27 protein-coding genes are annotated in these 19,948 nt (G+C 60.5%); 26 read left to right on the top strand and 1 reads right to left on the bottom strand.

What is annotated here, in order from left to right; all coding sequences use genetic code 11:
• Positions 1-109 precede the first annotated feature (109 nt).
• From RN01_RS24990 to RN01_RS24865, 26 genes are all read left to right on the top strand, one after another.
• A complete protein-coding gene (locus RN01_RS24990) occupies positions 110-313 on the top strand; it encodes a hypothetical protein (protein WP_051705548.1) in 204 nt (67 codons plus the stop codon).
• Positions 314-399: 86 nt separating this feature from the next.
• A complete protein-coding gene (locus RN01_RS24985) occupies positions 400-825 on the top strand; it encodes a hypothetical protein (protein ID WP_035884577.1) in 426 nt (141 codons plus the stop codon).
• A gap of 104 nt (positions 826-929) precedes the next feature.
• Positions 930-1,172, top strand: coding sequence for a hypothetical protein (locus tag RN01_RS24980; RefSeq protein WP_035884576.1), 243 nt, complete (start codon positions 930-932; stop codon positions 1,170-1,172).
• A 107-nt stretch (positions 1,173-1,279) separates the two neighbouring features.
• Positions 1,280-2,005, top strand: a complete 726-nt coding sequence (locus RN01_RS24975; RefSeq protein ID WP_035884575.1) for a hypothetical protein — start codon at positions 1,280-1,282, stop codon at positions 2,003-2,005.
• A gap of 139 nt (positions 2,006-2,144) precedes the next feature.
• Positions 2,145-2,591 (top strand): hypothetical protein, encoded by a 447-nt coding sequence (locus RN01_RS34750; protein WP_231582304.1) that lies wholly within the window; start codon positions 2,145-2,147, stop codon positions 2,589-2,591.
• Positions 2,592-2,636: 45 nt separating this feature from the next.
• On the top strand, positions 2,637-3,083 hold the full coding sequence (locus RN01_RS34745; RefSeq protein WP_231582303.1) for a hypothetical protein: 447 nt from the start codon (positions 2,637-2,639) through the stop codon (positions 3,081-3,083).
• 652 nt (positions 3,084-3,735) lie between these two features.
• A complete protein-coding gene (locus RN01_RS24960; protein WP_231582302.1) occupies positions 3,736-4,404 on the top strand; it encodes a hypothetical protein in 669 nt (222 codons plus the stop codon).
• A 273-nt stretch (positions 4,405-4,677) separates the two neighbouring features.
• Positions 4,678-5,031 carry a hypothetical protein gene (locus tag RN01_RS34065; protein WP_156149787.1) on the top strand — a complete coding sequence of 118 codons (354 nt, stop codon included), beginning with the start codon at positions 4,678-4,680 and terminating at the stop codon, positions 5,029-5,031.
• A gap of 564 nt (positions 5,032-5,595) precedes the next feature.
• On the top strand, positions 5,596-5,913 hold the full coding sequence (locus tag RN01_RS24945) for a hypothetical protein (RefSeq protein ID WP_039016792.1): 318 nt from the start codon (positions 5,596-5,598) through the stop codon (positions 5,911-5,913).
• Between the two features lie 11 nt (positions 5,914-5,924).
• A complete protein-coding gene (locus RN01_RS24940; protein WP_039016791.1) occupies positions 5,925-6,140 on the top strand; it encodes a hypothetical protein in 216 nt (71 codons plus the stop codon).
• A gap of 27 nt (positions 6,141-6,167) precedes the next feature.
• Positions 6,168-6,389, top strand: a complete 222-nt coding sequence (locus tag RN01_RS24935) for a hypothetical protein (RefSeq protein ID WP_039016790.1) — start codon at positions 6,168-6,170, stop codon at positions 6,387-6,389.
• Positions 6,390-6,688: 299 nt separating this feature from the next.
• Complete coding sequence (locus tag RN01_RS24930; RefSeq protein WP_039016789.1) at positions 6,689-8,377, top strand: PRTRC system ParB family protein; 1,689 nt, start codon at positions 6,689-6,691, stop codon at positions 8,375-8,377.
• Between the two features lie 68 nt (positions 8,378-8,445).
• Complete coding sequence (locus RN01_RS24925; protein WP_039016788.1) at positions 8,446-8,889, top strand: PRTRC system protein E; 444 nt, start codon at positions 8,446-8,448, stop codon at positions 8,887-8,889.
• Positions 8,890-8,901: 12 nt separating this feature from the next.
• Positions 8,902-9,126: a PRTRC system protein C gene (locus RN01_RS24920; protein ID WP_039016787.1), complete on the top strand. Its 225-nt coding sequence runs from the start codon at positions 8,902-8,904 to the stop codon at positions 9,124-9,126.
• Entirely contained in the window at positions 9,113-9,328 is a 216-nt protein-coding gene (locus RN01_RS34740; protein WP_052261198.1) for a hypothetical protein, read from the top strand. The genes RN01_RS24920 and RN01_RS34740 overlap by 14 nt, the downstream gene beginning before the upstream one ends.
• 23 nt (positions 9,329-9,351) lie before the next feature.
• The gene (locus tag RN01_RS24915) at positions 9,352-10,359 is read left to right on the top strand and encodes a PRTRC system protein F (RefSeq protein ID WP_231582301.1); all 1,008 of its coding nucleotides are present in this window, start codon (positions 9,352-9,354) and stop codon (positions 10,357-10,359) included.
• An 8-nt stretch (positions 10,360-10,367) separates the two neighbouring features.
• The gene (locus RN01_RS24910; protein WP_039016785.1) at positions 10,368-11,090 is read left to right on the top strand and encodes a PRTRC system protein B; all 723 of its coding nucleotides are present in this window, start codon (positions 10,368-10,370) and stop codon (positions 11,088-11,090) included.
• Positions 11,091-11,092: 2 nt separating this feature from the next.
• Positions 11,093-11,722, top strand: coding sequence for a PRTRC system protein A (locus RN01_RS24905; RefSeq protein WP_039016784.1), 630 nt, complete (start codon positions 11,093-11,095; stop codon positions 11,720-11,722).
• A gap of 8 nt (positions 11,723-11,730) precedes the next feature.
• On the top strand, positions 11,731-12,534 hold the full coding sequence (locus RN01_RS24900) for a PRTRC system ThiF family protein (RefSeq protein ID WP_039016783.1): 804 nt from the start codon (positions 11,731-11,733) through the stop codon (positions 12,532-12,534).
• Between the two features lie 518 nt (positions 12,535-13,052).
• Positions 13,053-13,526 (top strand): glycine zipper 2TM domain-containing protein, encoded by a 474-nt coding sequence (locus tag RN01_RS24895; RefSeq protein WP_039016782.1) that lies wholly within the window; start codon positions 13,053-13,055, stop codon positions 13,524-13,526.
• 225 nt (positions 13,527-13,751) lie between these two features.
• Positions 13,752-14,135, top strand: coding sequence for a hypothetical protein (locus tag RN01_RS24890; RefSeq protein WP_035884573.1), 384 nt, complete (start codon positions 13,752-13,754; stop codon positions 14,133-14,135).
• An 11-nt stretch (positions 14,136-14,146) separates the two neighbouring features.
• Positions 14,147-14,617: a hypothetical protein gene (locus tag RN01_RS24885; RefSeq protein WP_039016781.1), complete on the top strand. Its 471-nt coding sequence runs from the start codon at positions 14,147-14,149 to the stop codon at positions 14,615-14,617.
• Positions 14,618-14,861: 244 nt separating this feature from the next.
• A complete protein-coding gene (locus tag RN01_RS24880) occupies positions 14,862-15,245 on the top strand; it encodes a hypothetical protein (RefSeq protein ID WP_035884572.1) in 384 nt (127 codons plus the stop codon).
• A gap of 55 nt (positions 15,246-15,300) precedes the next feature.
• Positions 15,301-15,654 (top strand): hypothetical protein, encoded by a 354-nt coding sequence (locus RN01_RS24875; protein WP_035884571.1) that lies wholly within the window; start codon positions 15,301-15,303, stop codon positions 15,652-15,654.
• Between the two features lie 87 nt (positions 15,655-15,741).
• Positions 15,742-17,268, top strand: a complete 1,527-nt coding sequence (locus RN01_RS24870) for a hypothetical protein (RefSeq protein WP_231582300.1) — start codon at positions 15,742-15,744, stop codon at positions 17,266-17,268.
• A 456-nt stretch (positions 17,269-17,724) separates the two neighbouring features.
• A complete protein-coding gene (locus RN01_RS24865) occupies positions 17,725-18,714 on the top strand; it encodes a DUF932 domain-containing protein (RefSeq protein ID WP_035884569.1) in 990 nt (329 codons plus the stop codon).
• Between the two features lie 337 nt (positions 18,715-19,051).
• Here the strand turns inward: RN01_RS24865 and RN01_RS24860 are convergent.
• On the bottom strand, positions 19,052-19,948 hold an 897-nt coding region (locus RN01_RS24860), incomplete at its 5' end, for an RNA-guided endonuclease TnpB family protein (RefSeq protein WP_039016780.1).

The following is a 19,948-nucleotide window of genomic DNA, read 5'->3' as shown; positions in this document are numbered from 1 at the left end:
CCGCGCTTTTAGCGCATCGACCTCGCCGGCGTACCGGCCATCTTCTTTTCTTCTCCCATTGGGGCTTTGTCCCTAATGGGCCATGGCTCCATCTTCCATTGGAGCCATCATGCCCGTCATTGAAACCCGTGAAACGGCCGTCGCCATCGTTGCGCTGGTCGTGATTCTTTTCGCAGCCCTGTTCTTCATCGTCACGACGTCGAACCTTGCGCTGCTGTCGTTTCAGCTCTCCACTCTGGCTGTCGCTGCCTTGGCAGTTGCAGTCCTGTGGGCGCTCACAAAGTTCTCTCATCTTTCGGGCCAGCCGGCCTGATCACGTTCGCTTTTTCATTTCCCGCGCGGGGATTCATCCCCGCAAGGGATGGGCTACCTGCGCGCTATTCCTATGGAGTAATGCATATGGAAGCCCGTTGGACTGCGATCGATGTCGTTCGCGACATCCTCGGTGACGCTTTCGTGTCACTGGATGAAGGTTGCACACCTGGTCGGACGTTGGTGAAGGAAGGAGACTTCTTTGAGTTCAACAACGGCCATGAGTCCTTGGCTGCTTGGGACGGTGACGTGTACACCCGTACATTCAACTGCGTTGCCCCAAGCATCATGGTTGATCGTCTGGATGCTACGAGCGGCCGCAGCATCGCCGGCGCCGCGCATGAGGCTTATCACGCCTTTCTTCTGCGTCGGTTCGGAGGTGACATCTATCGCGATGAAGCACATGTGAATGAGCTTGCAGCCGCATGGATTCGCCAGAACCTCGGTGGCTTCAAGCAGCATGCCGCGCGAGAGATGATCCTCGCCAGCAATCTCAGTTACGGTCTTCATTGACCAATATGCCGTGTGGATCCTTTCGGATCTGCACGGCAACTCTCATTTCACCCTTTCGGGAAACGTCCCGGCGGGCGCTTCCCGAAAACACTGAGGAAGTACCCATGAGCAATCAACCTACCAGCATCGCGAACCCTACGGTCATCGTTCATCTGAGCGGCGGCCTCGTGCGGGAAGTTGAAAGCGATGGCTATCCCACCGTGATCATCGTGGATCACGACATCGAGGGCGCAGACGTAGACGAACTGAAGGCCGTGCCGGGTGGCCAAGAGGCTCTTGTCCGGAGCGAGCCGGTTGCCGACGTGTCCAGGCAAGCTGCCCGCCACTGGGTCAGCTTGGCTGAATAACTGTGCCGTCGGCGGCGAGCATTCACGCCAGCTTCTGACGCACCAATTCCTTCCATCGGGAGACCTCCCGATGGGGTGGTCTCCCTCATTTCATTGAGAAGACCAGAATGTACAACCAACTCATCGGCCAGTTCCTGGCCGCCGTGCAGTCCAGCGCCGCCGACATGGATCGCATCGCTGTACTGGAATCGAACCTCTTCCCCCATGCAACACGACCAGCGGCCCGCCTGCGCTCCACTGAGTCGCGGCTGCGCCACCGCCGAGCGTTCCTGAAACGGATAACCGCAAACCTTGTCGACAAGGCAAGCATGCAGCTCGGTCATCGCGTCGACGAAACGCGGGTATTTCTCGATGGCCCCCGCAACGTCTGGCAAATCATCGACGCTGGCGAGATTCCCGATCTGGACAAGCTCTGGCAAGAGATGGTCGCCCCAACTATGCAACCAGTCGCTGTCGAGCACGCTGCAAACCTGCTGCGCGGGGCCTTCGCGGACAACGCGGTCCTCAGCATGCGCTTGACGCGCGAGACAGGGGTTTTGCGTCTTTCCGCAACATCTGAGCCAGCGGCGGGCCAACAGCCTGGCATGCGGTGGTTGCGCGCTGGCTCAGTTGAGCGCGCGCGCTTGGTCGTAACCGCCCTGGCGGTCTTTGCGAAGCACTCTGGCGAACTTCCCCTCGCCGCGTGTCTGCACGAGTTCCGCGTCGATGCATCGTTTGCGCCCACACAACGGCGGCCATTCCCTGGCGCCGAGATTCGACAGTTCAACGAGCATTGGGAGATCCGGCTGAATCGTGATCTTGCCGTGCGCCTCGCTCAATTCGTTGGGCACTGAACCATCTACTTCAACCCGTCCGGGAATCGTCCCGGTAGGGGTGATCCCGGGCATCGCACCCTACCAAAATGCCCACCAACAGTTTCCCATTCCTTCGCCGGGAGTCGGCGGCGTACCCGTTTCTGCGTAGGGCGTGCCCATGAGCCGCGCAGCGAAACGCAAGTTCGAAGGCAACGCCAGTGATCCTCACAAGGAATTGCTGTCGCTCTTCAAGGCTTTTGGCCACAAACATTCGACGCATGAGGTCTTCTCGGATTTCGTTGAGATGTCCGCGCTGGCCATCAGCAATGCTGTCGATCGCCATCATTTCGATGTGCGTGAGAAGCGATACCTTGAGATCGCCAAACGGTACGAGCGTGACGACCTGGCGCGGTTCGCAAGCATGCTGGGAGCATTGACGCTCACGTTCGAGGCTCGCGTTCAGCAGCTGGTGCCCAATGGCGACGGCCTGGCCGATATCCTTGGGCAAACTTACATGATGCTCGAGCTCGGCAACGACAGGGCAGGGCAGTATTTCACCCCGTACGACGTCTCCCGGATGATGGCCCGCATGAACATCGGCGATGGCAATCCGTATATCGACTGAGATGGCTTCGTCACGATCAGCGAGCCAGCGTGCGGGGCCGGCGGCATGGTCATCGCCTGCGCCGACGCTCTGCACGATGCCGGCCGGAACTATCAGCAGACCATGCACGCAACATGCATTGATATCGATCCGCGGTGCGTGCACATGGCGTATGTCCAACTATCACTCCTGAACATTCCCGCCATCGTCGTTCACGGAAATGCTCTGTCGGTGGAGTCTTGGGCCAACTGGTTCACGCCGGCGCACATCCTAGGCGGTTGGGGCGCGAAGCTTCGATTGAAGCGTTTCCGTGAGGCCATGGAGACCTTGGTGGACATGCCGGCAGCGGAGAACGACACCGAATGCGCGGAGGCCCTGCCGGACGTCGACGGTGACGGAGAAGCCGCCGACCTACTGTCGATTCTTCACGTAAGCGCGGATCCAGAGCAGCCAGCAGTGACCAGGCCGGCCATGCGAGTGTTCGTTCCTGATGATCAGCTCGCGCTGTTCTGATGGAGAAAAGGAGGCGAAATTGGGGAGCTTTCGAGGCATGGCCGCGACCCGAATGCCCCTAAGATTGTCTCTGTAGCGCCTCGCTACGGAAGCTCTCTCAGATGACCCGTTCCTACCCGCCCTCATTCGTGAGGGCTTTTTTTTTTGTGCCGCAGGAGCGCGGCTTGTCGATGCTTCCTGCCTCCCTTAAAATCAGCGTGATCATCCGCGTCTCTGACGCATCGACCTTGCTGGCTCGCCGGCACACCTCATTTCTCCACCCATAGGGGCCTTCCCTATGGGGCAAGGCTTCGTTCTCTTAGGGAGTCTTGCCATGTCTCAAACTCGTGCATCGGACGCCGCTGTCCTTCTGGTAGTGGCAATGCTGATGTCCGCATCCTATTTCCTCGTCACTTCTACGAACGCGGCCCTGCTCAACGCGCAGTTGTTGGGTTGCGGCTCTGCGGTCGTCTGCACTGGCGGCCTTTGGCTGGCGTTTCGCGTCCGCGCGATACGCCGAACCAGGCGCCTCATGAAACTCGTTCGCTCGGCTTGGCTGTAGGCCACGTCCAACCCCTCCTGTCCACCACCATCGTGGAGGACGCTTCGCATATTCACCCGACGGGACCCGCTTCCCGCATTGGGGATGTGGGTTCCACATAGGAGTCCACTCATGCAAAAGATCGATTTCACTGACGGAATGAAGCTTCGTCTGGTTCATGCCAACAAGGAGAGCCACAGCTGGGGCTTCCGCGCCGGCAATTCCGTGACGGTCACAACAAAGGCCTTCGCCTCAGATCAGCCGGACAACACGGTCGCCGTGCTAAACCAGCATGGCATGCTCGCCTACGTCGAACCTCGCCACCTGCTTGCTCGTTATAGGACTCGTTCGTGGATGCGCGTCTGCGGCGAGGACCGTGACCTTGATCCTGGCTTCGCCGAGCACCTGCGCGATGCTGCAAGACCCGCGCAGATCGCGTATCAGAAATTGATGGGGCGGCACGCTGGCGTGCCAATCGGCATAGAGTGCCGTTCGGTCTCGCGCGATGCGTGGGCCTTCGTCCTTCCTGACGCGAGTTCTCCGTGCCATTTTCGCGTGCAGTACTTCGACCTGGACGGCTTCTCCGGCCACGCAGCGCACGACACAATGCTTGCGGCCGTTGAGGAGATGATGGGACTCGGTTATCGGAGGATCGACAGCGGCGCACTAGACCGCGTGGCTTCAACGGCCCGCTGGGCCTTGGGCGTGAAGCGGTCGGCCATCATGCAGCGCCACCAATCAGGACTGATCGACTGGGCGACGTGCGTGGCTGAACTGTCCACCTTGACGGAGCGGCCGTGATGATCGATCGGTGCACGCTGCAAACGTTAGTCACTAAGCTGGATCTCAACCACATTACCTTGGCGGAAGCTCGTGCTTTTGTGGCCCGCCACCATGGAGTGAAGTCAGTCGCTCGCACAAAGCGCGAGTTCATCCGCGAGTGTTCGCAATCGCTTGCCGGATCGGAGACTGCTCCGCAGCTGTTCTAGGTATCAGCGAATGCTTCTCGCACGTGGAAGCTCTCTCCAATTGGGCCCGTTACGGGCCTTTCCCATTTCTGAAAGGAGCCCACTCATGAGTGCAACCACTATTTCCACGAAACCCGCGGCGATCCTGCGCTGCGCAGTTCTCTTCGCAGCTTCGCTTTGCCTGCCCACGCAAGTCGCGCTGGCGCAATCGCCCCATGAAGCACCAGGTGCACGCCCTGTGACTGTGGTCACGCTATACAGCGAATCCCGGCACGCGCCGGGAACTGTGCCGGATGAGGGAAAGCCCCAGCGCCCCCTTATCCAGATCGTTGATCGCGGCGTCAAGAGCGCCGGGCCGTCGTGCTGGAACCTGACAGAGTCTGGTCAGATTGTGCCCGTCGCCGGTGACTGCTACATCCTTCGCTCCGCGGAACCCGGTGAAAAGCCGCCGGTTCATTGACCGCCACCGCGTTCCCTTCAATCAGCCCCGGCGTCGCTCAAGACGTTCGGGGCTTTTTCATTGCAACGTGCATTTGCGGGAGAGCCGGACATCCCCCTTCGGCAGGGGAGTCCATTCATTTCGTTGCTGGCCTGCCGATGATGCCGTTCTCCGATGTCGGGGTTTTTCTTGCAGTTCGGGGGGATTTCGACCCAAAACCTCGAAAGTTCACCAAAAACATATCTCTTTTGGCGTGAGGTTCAACGTGGAATCGGGCGACAATGAAACGTGCCTTCCATGCCGGCCACCGGGAACTGCGCGATTCGAAGGCGCTTTCGACCACGCGCTAACTACGCAGGAAGGGCATTAGCAATTATGGGCATCAAAACGAAGCTCGTCTTGTTCGGTATCGCTATCGCGATGGCCAGCATCGGCCGGTACTACCTGGAGAAGGATCGCTCAGCCTTTCAAGGGGTTCCCTGTGTTGCGCAGCAGGGGGCGAAGGTATCTGCGGACGGCACACCGGTTGTGTGCAGCGAGGACATCGGTTGGAAGCCCGCCCAGTAAGGCAAGGAAAGGAAAAAAATGCAGCGACTTGCTCCACCCGCAGATTCCCGCCCGCAGGACGCGCCCGGGTTCAACCGACTTCACCATGTTTGCCTGCTGTGGGTCGACTATCTCCGCGCAGCAAACGAGGCCGATAAACAAGCTCTCCTCTATGAAGCCGTCAGCCACTTGGTTCTCTTCGGCCCACGCGGTGATGAAGGCGAGGAGGTATTCAAGCAAGTGTGGCAGGCCATCAAGCGCCGCGAGCACCGGTGCGTCTACATCGAGACGGACGTTGGTCGCAACGCAGCAGTCGCAGCGGACGACGGGCGGTTCTCTATGCATCGAGTGCTGTAGGGCGAAAAGACATGAACCGAAGCACCGAAGCGGGCAAGCTGCCCGGATGGACGTTACTGGTGTCGTTGCTGGGGTGCGCGTTGGCCCTGATGATTCTGTTGGCGAGCCGACACTTGGGCCTGTCCTGGTGGGTCGGCGTGCCGGCCGCGCTCGTAGTGACGGTAGCTGGTGTCTTTGCTGACCGCGCTATAGAGCGCAAGTACGCCCCTTCACAGCGCACGAACTGAGGTCGGATAGCCATCGGAAAGGATGACATGGGCAACGAACTAGACCTGAGAACCATGGTTGGCGAGGCGGACCGGACTTTGCTCGTGGCGGGGCTTCAGGCGATGCATCGAGAACGCTTGGCCGCTTACAACGCGGCCGTGTCTGTGGCGATCATTCGGGGTGATCGGCATCCTCCCATGGCGATGTTTGGCTTGGACGAAGTCCAAACGATGCTGCGCCGAGTCGGTGCCGCGCCGGCTTCGTTTTGATCGGAAAGAAATGGACCACGAGAAGATCGGCGAAGGGCCCGGCCCGGACGATTCTGGTTTCTTGAGGAGGCCCCCGGAGCGGTACCCCACTACCGCAGGTGCTTGATTCCGAAACTGGCCTACGCTATTCTCACGGCACTTACCGCGTCCTAGACGCATCGACCCCGCACCGCAAGGTGCCAGCTTCTGCAGTACGACGGTCACCAGCATCGCCTGGCAATTCCGTCCCTTCCATCCCATCGGGAACCATGTTCCCGGTGCGGCAACGGGTTCCCCATTTCCGTTTCGGAGAACCCACAATGCAAACCAACAACAACACCATTCCGCTGCGCAAGATTCGTCGTCGCGCCAACCCCCGAACCTACCGGAACCCCGGTGAATTCGCGGAACTGCGCGCGTCGGTTAAGGTCCACGGCGTAATTCAGCCCATTCTCGTGCGTCCGATCCCGCAGGATGGGGAGTACGAGTACGAGGAAATCGCTGGCGAAGGGCGCTATCTTGCCGCCTGGGAAGAGCATGGGCCTGACTATCCGATGCCCATCTTCATCAAGGACGTGGATGACGACACCGCGGACACGCTCGCGGGTGTCGAAAATACTCAGCGATCCGATATGTCTCCCGCTGACGAGGCGGCATGGGCTGCCAACGAGGTCGGCCGCCAGAAGGGCGATCGTGATGAAGCCGCGCGTGTCGTAGGTTGGTCGCGCAGCAAGCTCGACAAGCGATTGGCTCTCATGAACTGCAGCTTGCACGTTCTTGAAGCACTGACCCACGAGAAGATCCAACTCGGCCATGCCGAATTGCTGGCCACCCTCGCCAAGGACAAGCAGAACGTTCTTCTGCCGATCATCATCAGCGAGAAGAAGCCTGTCTCCGAGTTGAAGAAGACGATCGAGGCCGCCGCGTGCAGCCTGGAATCGGCCATCTTCGACAAGACGGAGTGCGCAGCTTGCCCGCACAACTCTTCGTTGCAGACGGAGATGTTCAGCGAGGCGATTGCGACTGGAAATTGCACCAATCGCCCCTGCTACGACGGTAAGACCGAACGGAAGCTCGAAGGCATCGCCTACGGGTTGAAGGACGAATACCCGATCGTGCGCATTATCAAAGCAGGCGACAATGAAACCCGCGTTCAGTTGCGGGCAGATGGTCCCACCGGCGTTGGCGAGGAGCAAGCGAGAGCCTGCCACGCTTGCCAGAGCTTCGGCGCCGCGGTCAGCGGCCTGCCCGGTTCCGTGGGCAAGGTCTACAACGGCCAATGCTTCGATACCGGCTGCAACCAGCAGAAGGTAGCAGCTCGCATCAAGTCAGAGCGTGATGCGAACGAAGCCGCGACGAAGACCGCGCCTGGCACGTCCACAGCAGGAGCGAAGGCTGCGGGCAGTGCCAAAGGCGACAAGTCGTCTGCGGCGGCTGAGAAGCCTGTCACGTCGATCAGTGAGTCCGAGAAGGTCAAGAACTACCGGACCGCTCTCTGGCGCAAGGCGTTGCGCAAGGAAGTGGGCACATCCCCCGACCTGGCCAACAAGTACCTGCTTGCGCTGGCCGTGAACGGGCAATCGCGAACGATTGCCGGTGACACGATGACCAAGTTCTTCGAGAAGCTCACGGGCGCGAAATCGTCCTCCACACTGCTCGGCTGCCTCGGCGCCGTACAGAACGTAGAGGATGGCAAGCGCGCGCAGTTGACGGTCGCTCTGACCATCGCTGCGATCGAGGGCCTGGAGGTGAACAACCTTCGGGAACTCTGCCGCTTCCACAAGCTCGACCTACGCAATCACTGGAACCTGGTGAACGAGCGGGATTTTCTCGAAATGCTGACCAAGGCGGAGATGAAAGTCCTCGCCGACGAACTCGGCATCCGTAAGGTGCTGGGCGATGGTTTCGCCAAGCTTTTCAACAAGTCCAAGCCGGAGGTCATTGAAGGCCTGCTGGCCGTCAAGGACTTCGACTACAACGGCAAGGTACCCAAGGTCCTCTGCTGCTGATCCTCCCAATGCGGAGCGCGCCTCCGCGCGCGCTTCGCCTCTCTCCATATATTTCCGAAAGGACTCCCATGTTTGTTGAACTCCAATCGCTCGTGAACTCGAGCGAAAAGGTCGTACTCACCCTGATGAAATGCAACGACGAGCAGATGACCGTGGTTGTTGCGCCGGTGGTCAAGAATCCGGCCGACAGTGCACTGGCCACGCCGCTGGTGCTGACCGCAACGCCAGCGGAGCTGGATGTCGGTCTCGCCGACGTTCTGGCTGGCTTCACCGCGTCCCATCGCTCGCTGGCCGAACAGGCCGAGACCACCAAGTCCATCCTGGACGCGGCGAAGTCCGCCCAGTCCACGAAGGCAACGAAAGCGATTACCAAGTCGGCATCAAAGCCAGACTCGACGACGGCTACGACCGACAGCGAGAAGGGTGATGACGACGATCTGCCGACGCGGGGCGATGCTAAGCCGGAAACCCAGTCTCAGACTGGCGGAACCGACCTTTCATCGCTTCTCTAAGGGAGATCGGCCATGGCAATCGAAGTTAAGCCTCTGAACCGCGAGTTCACCTACAACGGCATGACGCTGCCCGATCCGGGCTCGGCGTTCACGCCGGACCAGGTGCGCGACATCTTCTCGGCGCAGTACCCGGAGTTGACCACCGCAGCGGTGGACGGTCCGGAGCACAGCGGTGGCGTGGCACGCTACAAGTTCGTTCGTGCCGCCGGCGCGAAGGGCGCCCATGCGCAAATCTGACCTCATGAGGGCACTGGCCACCGGCCAGTTCCCCGTCAACACGGAGCCGCCCGAAAGGGCGGTTTTTTTTCATTCTGAGGAGACTCAACAATGCTGTTCGATCCTCGGTCGTTTGATTTTGAAGACGTTGGAGGACAACCCGCATGGTCGCCATCGAGACAGCATTCCGCTGCCCAATGTCGACCTGCCCATGATTTTCTGACACTGCCGACTGTCCCGGCTGCCGTGCCCGCTACTGCAGTCCTGTGCCACGGCGATACGGTGGATCTGCTCGATGTCGTTCGCGCGCAGTTCGCCACTGGTGTGCTGCGGGCGAAGGATGTCACAGCGCCGACCAGCGCCGGAGATGCGTTTGCGCAGGCGATGCTTGCTTGGATCGGTGATCGGACGCCGCAGTGCCAAAGGCTGAGTTTCAGCCTATCCCTTTTGGATCGCGGCGCGGTGGCAGATCAGGTGAGTCAGTTCGGCTGGGACGGCGAGGTTGACGCCTCGCTGTACCTCGGAATCGACTTGCCAGGTGACGCGGTCTACGCCATCGGCATGGAGCGCGCGCAAGCCCTGCGTAAAGTGCATCCGTCGCTGCTTTTCACTGCCATGAGTGTCATCAATTCGGCAGCTTCTAAGTCGCTGTACTTGCGCACGCCGGACGAATTGTTGGACATGTTCGCCCGCTGGTACTGGGAAGGCGACTGGACCACGAAGTCGACAGACGACGAGGCACGGGAACTGCTCAAGGAACGCTTCGGAGACGAAGATGAGGACATTGAACGCTACCTGCCGTCGATCGTACGCCCCGAGTTGGCGCCGGACGACGTAGTGCCACGGTTTGCCCACCTCGAACCACGCTCGGCCCGTCTGCGCGAATTGAGCCGTCGCACCCTGCGTGCGCTGGCCCGCTCACAAGGCGGCTGGATAGGGAAGTTGTGTGGGGCTCTTGCCGACCTGGAGCAGCTTGTTGCGCGGCAGGGAAACCGTTCGGTTTTTGAGGGTTCCCAATGGGGCGAACCCGCCTACTCGGCCGCCGTGATCGCCTTTAAGGAGAGCGGCTACGTGTCGGAAATCCTCGACGATCACTACGACACCCTGAATTGTTCCGGTGAGGCGACGTTTTACCAGTGCTTTATCCCTATCGCGAGCGAGCCCAATGCCATTCGTCAGCAGTTCCAGAATCTGGACGGCATGCTGCGGATCATCGGTGCCCTTGATCGCGTTCTCACTCTCATTTCTTCATAGGAGGCCCCATGGCCACCATTCAGACCGCTTCGCGGTCTTTCGACGTGGCTCTGCAAGGGGCCATTCTGCTTTACGGCCCGAATCCGGGGAATTTCTCGTACGCCACCGCCCACCTCATTGAAAAGGAGGGCGCCGGCGGACGTCCCGTAATTGGACCCGGGACGCCACTCAACCGGCAGGCCCTGATTCATGCGGTCCGTCAAGTGGCAGAGGAATCGCTCCCCAAGGGCGAATTCCTTACGCCGAATGTGCTGTCGATCAGCCCCACTGCGGTGACATGGTGGTGCCCGGCAGGCCATCGGCGGGTCTTCTTCGACTGCGACGAGCTCGGCCAGCGCAGTGCAGTGGTTCCCCATCCGGCACTGGTATTCCAGGCATCGGCATCCGGATTCCGGGTCTTCGCGCTGCATGGCGAAGACAGACCGGTGCCAACCACGGTGCTGCACGAACCGCCTTACTTCAACACGTGGGACCAAGGAAAGATCTGCATCGGGAGCGCACACGTTCCCAAGCAGATTGACGTGGCCTCAATCGCCGGGTGGGAGGAGAGCTTCTTCACCTCGGCCTTCACTCATCCGAACCAGGGCGGCAAGCGCGTCGATTTCGAACGCGGTGCCTACGCCTTCTGGAAGGACATGCTCGACGGGAAGTTTCCAGACTACCCACGGCAAGTTCTCATCCCCATGAAATTCACGCTGGCCGATCTGATCGCCGGCAAACTGGACAAGTAACCATGCATCCTGCTGACGCTGCCCTGCAGCAGTCCTTCCCCTCCGTGCTGGTACCGCGCTTCGGTGCGCTCGCCCCCATGGAGCGATCCGGTGAGCGCCTGCTCATCGCGGCAAACGGCATTTTTCTTGAGATCGTTCGACCCTGGCTGCGCGTAGTCCGTCGTCTCGGCACCTTCCAGTACCGCACCGCCATTCCATATGGCGAAGCAGTGGAAGTTACCGAACTGCGCTGCGAGCGGATTCCCGCCGGCCTGATCGGCGAATTCGCCGCGATGGCGCGTGCCGCACACCCAAAAGAGACTGGCGGGTGGGTGGTTTGGAACGCTGCATCGTTGGAATTCCGCCTTGTCCCAGTTGGCATTTTGGAGCATAGCGGAGGGCACCTGAAGTACGAGCGGCCCGTCGTGGCCGCAGGCGACGTACTGGTGGTCGACTGCCATTCGCATGGGCGTTACCCTGCCTATTTCTCGGCAACGGATGATGACGATGACCAGCACGACGTGAAGTTCGCGTTCGTATTGGGCAACTGCCATGCACTGACGCCTTCAATGGCGCTGCGGCTTTGTGCCAAGGGCATCTTCGAGAACGTTGAGAAGGTGCCCGGCGAGTGGTACGAAGCGGCGCGCGAGTAGGTGCTTGTATGACCTTCGAGCACCGCATTCCAGCGAGCATGGCGGCCCGCGCATGGAAAGTCGCAGTGGTGGGCGCTGGCGGTACCGGCAGCGCATTGCTACCGAACCTGGCGCGCCTTCATCATGCCATGCTTGAACTGGGGCACCCTGGCGGCATTGACTGCACGGTCTACGATGACGATACCGTCAGCGAGACCAACGTCGGCCGGCAGGGGTTCTACCCGGTCGACGTGGGTCAGCACAAAGCGACGCTGATCGTGAATCGTCTGAACAATCTGATGGGCACGCGCTGGAAAGCGCAGACACGTCGGATTGGAAGCGGCGATCGCTTCGTGTGCGATATGGTGATTGGTTGCGTCGACACGCGGGCCGCCAGAAAGGCGATTCTCGGCGCGATGAAACGAGGAACCGCTGGCTACTATCTCGACTGCGGCAATGAGTCGGACAGTGGTCAGGTCATCCTCGGTCAGGTGCGCGGCAAGGCGGCGGAACGTTTGCCCCACGTGGGCGACTTGTTCCCGGATCTGCTGAACCCGAAAGGGGACAAAGCTGATACCGCGCCTTCCTGCTCGATGGCCGATGCTTTGCAGAAGCAATCGCTGGTGATCAACCAGGCAATTGCAGTGCAGGCGTACAACCTGCTGTGGACTTTGTTCCGCAAAGGCGAGCTGCAGTACTGCGGTGCCTTCGTGAATCTGGCCACGGGCCGGACGAGTCCTTTACCTCTCGATCCGGCAGCGTGGGAACGATTCGGGTACAAGCTACCAGTGCCCAAGCCTCGTGCCGCGCGCAAGCCGCGCAGATCTGTTTGACCAGCCATTCCCGATTCGTCGGGGATGGCTTTTTTCTTTTGTGCGGTCACATTGCAGTAGTGCTGGCCTGGCTGCTACCATGTGCAGCACTTCTCGCGTCTATGACGCATCGACCTTCGTGGCTACGTGCCACGCAATTCTTCACCCGTTGGGGCACATCGCCCTGGCGGCTGTGCTCCATTTTTCTAGGAGCACACCCTGTGACCCAATCTACCGAAGTAATTGTTGCATCCGATCGGAAGCTCGTTCGCGTGACATGCGAAGGTCTGCCGGATGATTTCAGTGTCGAGGCGTACTCGAACGGTTCCCACTGGAATGGCTTTGCCACACCCATGTTCGCGCTGGAGGCGGGCCTTGCCTTGTGCAAGGTCGCAGGAACGCTGCTACCATTGCTGCACCTTCCGCGTCTCAGACGCATCGACACTTCCGGTTGTATAGCCGGACAGCTTTTCCTTCTCCCACCACGGGCCTTCCTGCCCGTGGGCATGTTGGCCCTATTTTTTTCCATAGAGGCCATCATGTTCAAGCGCATCGCTTCGCTTTTCGTTTGCTGCATCATCTTCGCCGGCTGCGCTGCCCAGCCCACGTCTCCGAACGTCTATCGCGGCTCGGAAGCGCTTCGCACTGGGTCAGCCGAAGTCGTCACTGTCGTACGTGTCCGTCAGGTCACGATCGCCGACACCGATGGCGTTGCATCAGCCAACACCGGTGTGCCTGGCGTCATTGGCGCTCTGGTTGGTGGCGTGCTGGGCGCTCGCGTCATCGGTAACGGCAACGGCCGCTATCTGGCCGGCGCGATGTCAGGCACCGTCTCGGCCGTGCTTGCTCAGGCAGCTGCCAAGCACATGAGCCGTCGCGATGGTGTGGAGGTCATCGTCCGAAAGGAGGATGGCCGCCAGATTGTCGTCGCACAGGACGCTGACCAGCGTTTCCAGGCGGGAGAGCAGGTGTATCTCGTCTCGGGCGGTGGCGGCTATCGTCTGACGCGTTAAATGGAATCCATCGGGTTCCCTTCTCATTTCATCCTACCCACGCGGACCTTCCGCGCGGGCTCTGCAAGCCCCGAGAGGGCTTGCCCAACCCAGAGGGGTTCGGCAAGCCGCTTTCACCCGCGTCACTGACGCATCGACCTACTGTCCAGCTTCGCCTGGACCAACCCATTGCGGGACAACTCGTCCCGTCAGGGAAGGGATGTCCCGACTTTATCGAAGACATCCATGAAACTCCCCAAATCCTTTACCCGTCGGCACGGCCCGACCAACTCGTCGGCATGCCAAGCGGTTCGCCAGGATGCCTGCCGCGTGCTGCGTCGTTTCGCAAGCGATATGGCGCTGAGCCCGCGTGAATACACGATTCGTGAGCATCGCCAGCGCCGCCGTGACGTGGACGTGTTCGCGTTGCATACGGACTCCGTGCTGGTGGAGATCCAACACCCGGCAGGCGCTGACGGTGGCGTGCTCATGTCCTACCGGACGTGCCGCGGCCGCAATGATCTGACCGGCGGCCGTGACAATGCTGTCAACATGGAAACCCTGGCCACTGAGCAAGGCTATGCAAACCTAGTCTCCACGCTCCGCGTGGTTGCTGGGCGGCGCAGCTGAGGAGGGTCACAATGACTCGCCTCATTAAGGTGACCTTCACATCAACTTCCGGTGAAGAAACCACGGGCTTTGCCTCGTTGCACAAGGACGACGGCGTTGAACTCCCCAAGCGAATGATGATGCGTGTTTTGGCAGCCGTGGACGCCGGCGAAGGCTATGCCATCGTCGCGCAGTTCAAGGGCAGTGCCGTTCCGCTTGTCTGCGTAACAGATGCCAGCTACAGGCTGGATATGGAGCACGCTACCAGCGAGCGGTGGTCCACGCGCATCGCAGATGCCTTTCGTGATCCGAGCAAAGACCAACTCCAAGCCTACGGGAGGTACTGCCACACGCTATCGGCTGCGGCCGTCCTTGGCTTCTTCGGCTATGCGGCCGGTAGACCAGGGTGGTCCATCACGACGATGTTGAACTGCGTGAGCCTTATTGTTGTCGCTGGGGTACTATTGGCCATCGGCGCTGCATTCTTGAAAGGAGATAAGTGATGTTTGGTCCATTTGTACTTTTGTTCGGATTGGGCATTGCCGGATTTTTCCTTTGGGTTCTGCGCAACGCAGACCGTCAGCGCATGCTCAAGGACTTGGACCGCAAGGGCTGAGCCTACCGATTCTCAGGAGCCGATTCGTCGGCTCACCGCTTGAACGCACCCCTCGGGGTGCGTTTTTTCTTTCTCACACCCATACGGGCGTCGTCCCGTCGGGGCGGCTTCCATCAAAAAGGAGTCTCCCCATGGAACAACCCATCTTCGGCATTGGGATGGCCAGCTATCCCGCCGGCGTGATCCTGCAAGCCTGCATCTACGAAGAAAACCATCGTCCGGCATTCAAGCTTGTCTGCGCAGACGATGGCATGCCGTATGGCTCACTGACAGTCAACGTCCCCGAGCTCGAACTGGCAGAGGACGAGATCCTCGTGTCGGCCGATTGGAATCTGCCGACCGACGTCAAGTCGGCGCTGCTGGACAGCGGCAAGTTCGAGCGCACAGGCCGCGCGAACCAGGCTGTCTCTGCAAACTATGACGTTTGGCGCGTGCTCGATGCCGAGCTGCTCGCCGACGTAGCCGGGCTTCGGCCCAAGAATCGTCGGAGTCGCCAGCCTCGCGCTGTCGCCTGACGTCGTTATCCACCCTTGCGGGCCCGTCCCGCAAGGGATGGGCCGAGGAGCATCAATGCCTACCCTCATCGATGGGTCTGGTTTGGCTGGCTCGCCTGGGCCGCTGAGATTCGGCGTCGAGTTCTATGCCGTGAACGACCGCCCGGCGCTATCCCTCGTGGAGACGTTGACCGGCGACTGTTACGAGACCTTCACCAGCAACGTTCCAGCAGAAGCGCTCGCGCGCGATGAAGTAGTCATCTGCCTCTGGCGTCTTCCCGCATCGACAGTCTGCGCACTTCTCGACACCGACTGCTTTGTTCCAACGCGCACCCTCGGCGTCGGGAACGCTCGTGGAGCAGTGTGGCGCATCGTTTCCAGCGATCTGCTGCGAGCGATCACTGTAGAGAAGGCGGTGGAAGTCACGTAACTCATATCAACCCAATCGGGGCATGTCCCCGAAGGGGCGTGCTCCGTTCAGGAGCCAAACATGTATGTTGCAACCCTTGGCCAGCGCGTGGAAACGCGCACGACGCTCGCCGGTGTGCTGCAGCTGCTCAACGACGATGACCGCGATACGAAGCTCCCGCTGCGGATCGAAGATATCGCTGTGCGTCATATTGAGCGCGGCGCAATCGCTGTGGTCAGACTTTCATCCGGTGACTTTGCGGTACGTCCGGCCGGAACCGCGCGATCCATTGTCTCGAACATCATCGAGGAGGTGGACCGCTTCATCGTTCGCGTGGACGGCAAGGTTCTGCGTCCGCACGAAATGAGTCGCGCGTCTTGGGGTGCTGTCATGGCAGCCGGACGCATTGGCTATTCACCGGCGGAGGCGATCGACCTCAATCAGGCCGATGCAGGCCCGTTGTTCCACACCAAAGACCTGTTCGAGGAAACCGGGCCGTTCGATATCGCGCACTACGTACAGTCTGAGTTCACTCGTCGGTTCGGATACGGCACCAATGGCCCGGTCTACGCGCCGGACCAGATCCCGAACTCGCGACACGAAGTCCACGTCGCCTATGCGCTGCTGCGCGGTGAAAAGCTCCGTGAATGCGTGCTCAACACGTACCGCGGGAACGATCGCTACGGCCGGCATGACCTGCAATGGATGCATACGCTTATCGCGGTGCCATCCTTGCGCGGGGCCTTGCTGCCAAACGTGATGAAAGGGCTGTGCCAGGCTATGCGGCACGAGAAGCTGGAGATCACCCAGTACAACGTGCCGAAGCTTGTCGCAAGCCTGCGCGGCTTGACGGCCGATGCCAACGCGGTGCACGTCGATGATTCCTTGTATGCGGCGGGCGTACTGCCGCCGCGCTTCACGCCTGCGCCGCAGGCGCTGACAGGTGCCGCAGCTGCTCCTGTTACCAAGCTTGCCGAGCGCATCCGATCTTACGCATGCGAGGCCCAGTACAAGGCAGAGATGGACCGTGCAAAGAGTCAGCGGGCCGAGATGGCAATCAGTCAGCGGCACTACGACGATCTGGTTCGCCGCGCAGAGCACGCACGGCACTCGGGAAGCTATGAATGGGCGAACACCGTGGCTCTGGCTGTCATGCAGCGGGATGTCGCGTCGTTGTTGAGCATTTTCGACAACCCCAAGGACTGGAACACCGTGTCCAAGCGCGCACTGCGCGACGAGCTCGACGTCGATCTCCTGCAGTGCTCGGCTGCGGAACGCCGGCGGCGGATCTTCGACCTGTGCGGCTTCTCTCCTGACGAGCAGTCTGCGTGGGAGGCGCATTCGGCGAAAGAGACAGCGCGCGCGCGTGCTGAGCGCGAGTTGGCCGAAGCATCCAGAGAGGCGGAGAAAGTCCGGTACCGACTGGAAACCGGCAAGGAAATGACCGGCCGGGAGTATGTTGACTTCTGCATCTCGGCAGGCTTTTCGAAGCTTGTTGACAGCGCGGCACGTCGCTACTGGATTCACGATCCGGTGCGACAAGCTTCCCGTCCATTGCGGGCCAAGGATGGCACGCTCTCCTATGCGCGTGCCCGCCTGGCCATGCTGGAAGGGGCGAGCGCGGTTCCCGCATGAGTCTTGTTGTCCCCCGGCCTTTGGCTGGGGGAGTTTTCTTGAATCACGTATGAAAACCGTGAGCATTCTGCCTAATTGGGGCGTTCGTTCCCGTTAGCCTTGCAGTAGCCACAAAGCTCTGTTCGCACTGAAACAGGTTCAGTCCAAACAGCGTTTTACCCGCGTCGCTCTGACGCATCGACCTCGTGCCGGCTTGCCGGCCATCTCATTGCAACTTCCCACAGGGACATCCCTGTTGGGAGGTCTCCCGTGGGCCTGATCTTAGCCCCGCATGCACTTTCCCCATCAGCTGTAACTCTTTGCGGCGTATCACCGTCGAGCCAACGCTATCGCGGCTCCCGGCTATGCCTCATTTCTCCTCGCACGACTTGCTCGTAGCGAATCTTCTGCATTTCCTTCTCATTTCAAGCGACCGGCGTCACGCCGCGCTCGCACCATCCCTTTTAGGAGCAATCCATGTCGCATGAAGTCCAAACCATGGCCTATGTTGGCGCAACCCCGTGGCACGGCCTCGGCAGCCAGTTGGCGCAGCACCAGCCGCTCGAAGTCTGGGCGGAAGCCGCGGGCATGAACTGGCGGATCGAGGAAACGGACGTGATGTATCGCATTGGCTCCCACGATCTCGACCCAATCCATTCCTTTCCCGCGCAGAAGGTCCTTTTCCGCTCGGACAACAAGAAGCCGTTGTCCACTGTGTCGAAGAAGTACCAGGTCGTGCAGCCCTCGGAAATTCTGGAGTTCTACCGTGATCTAACCGAGGTCGGTGGATACCAACTGGAGACGGCTGGTGTTCTAAAGGAAGGGCGCAAGCTCTGGGCGTTGGCCCGCACCGGCCAATCGGTGACGCTTGCCGGCGGTGATGAAGTGCGTGGCTATCTGTTGCTGGCCACCGCCTGCGATGGAACCCTGGCTACCACGGCCCAGTTCACATCGGTGCGGGTGGTGTGCAACAACACACTGCAGATCGCGCTCGGCCGCAACCGCGGCGCCGTCAAGGTGCCGCACCGCAGCCAGTTTGATCCCCGCGCCGTGAAGGAAGAGCTGGGCATCGCCATCTCGTCCTGGGATGGGTTCATGGTTCGTATGCACGAGCTGGCCGCCCGCAAGGTGAGCCACACGGAGACGGAGCGCTTCTTCCAAAAGCTGTTCACTTACGGGTGGGCGAAGCCGGAGGAGAGCACCCCCGAGAAGGTGAACGAGCGCGGCCTCAAGGCTGTGCTTAGCCTGTTCGAGGGCAACGGCCGCGGCGCCACGCTGGAATCGGCTGCCGGCACTGCCTGGGGGCTCGTGAACAGCGTGACTGAGTACGTGGACCACCAGCAGCGCGCACGCAGCGCAGGCAATCGCCTTGATTCCGCGTGGTTTGGGGCTGGCGCAGTGCTCAAGCAGCGGGCCTGGGACTCGGCTCTCGAAATGCTGGACCCGAGCCTCGCAGCACTCGTTTGATCGATCAACACCCCGGGGGATCATCCCTCGGGAGTTGACCATTTCCCTCTAAATCCCTTCAGCGATTCGCTTTTGGTGCCGTTCTTAGGTACTGAAGTGGTCGAAGAAGGCTCAGCCCCGGCGCCGTCCGGGGCTTTTCTTTTGGGGATTTCCGTGGCAGCAGAAAGCACCAAGTTCAGCGCAGGCAGCTGGACTGTTGGACAACCATCACGAGCAACAATTGCGGTGTCTGAGGGCTATAGTCAATCGTGACGCTGCACGAACTTGCGTTGCCGCCGTCGATACGGGTCCCAGAGGAGAGCGCTTTGGCCCCTCTATTCTTGACGTCCTCCCCTGCCTAAAGGCAGGAGATTCCCACAGCTGGCGATGCACGTCCGCATCGGAGAATGTTCAAAGCAGCATTGGTATCTCGATCAAGCACGACACCACAGCGACTACAGGTCCACTCTCTTATTCGCAGTCCTGAGATACCTCTCGGCCGCGTCGTGCAGTCTTTCGAGCCACACGCCGAACAGGACTGGGTAGTGCCGCTTTCGTTCACTTCCTCGAACGTGGCCCCGTGCGCGATCGCCTTATAGCGGAGCCTGTCCCGGAAGGACGACCAGGATGCGTCGTAGACGCTCTTCGCCATCCTGGTTTTGGCAAGTTTTGCCGCCGACACGTTGCCGACCGCGATGTAATCGAAGCGTCGAACGAGGTCAAGCGCGAGCTTGTGCTGGAAGTCGGCGCGCGCATTGGCCACCTTGGCATGCAGCTTAGCGATATGCCGCTTGTGCTTTCGCGCCCGCTGCGCCTTCGCCAGCTTTTCAGCCGCACATCGCCCAAAACGGTCATTGGGCAGCTTCTCTCCGGTCGAGAGCGTCGCGAAGTCTTTCAGACCGAGATCGACGCCGACACCGGTTCGGATCGGACGTGCCGGCACGTCGGCAACCTCGATCACGATGTTGAGGAACCAGTTGCCCCGGGCGTCTTGGGCGAAGTTGGTGCCGTCCTTGATCTTGCCTTCGGGTAGAGGACGGCTGTTGAACACACGGAAGGTGTTGCCGGCAAAGCGGAACGCCTGGCCTTCGCGTTTAAGGTCGCGGCCCTTCAGGGGCACCCAGCCAAGCGACTTTCTGCCGCGATAGCGCAGGAAAGGCCGTCGGTGCTGGCTGCGCGACTTCGCGTACTGCTCGCATGTCGCGTTCACCGTGCCGGAATGGATGCCAAGTTCCTTGCTGCTGCCGGTGGTCAG

The organism is Cupriavidus sp. SHE, from assembly GCF_000812445.1.
Taxonomy (GTDB): Bacteria; Pseudomonadota; Gammaproteobacteria; order Burkholderiales; family Burkholderiaceae; genus Cupriavidus; species Cupriavidus metallidurans.
Note: the sequence above shows the minus strand (reverse complement) of the source record. Positions and strands in the feature narration are given on the sequence as shown.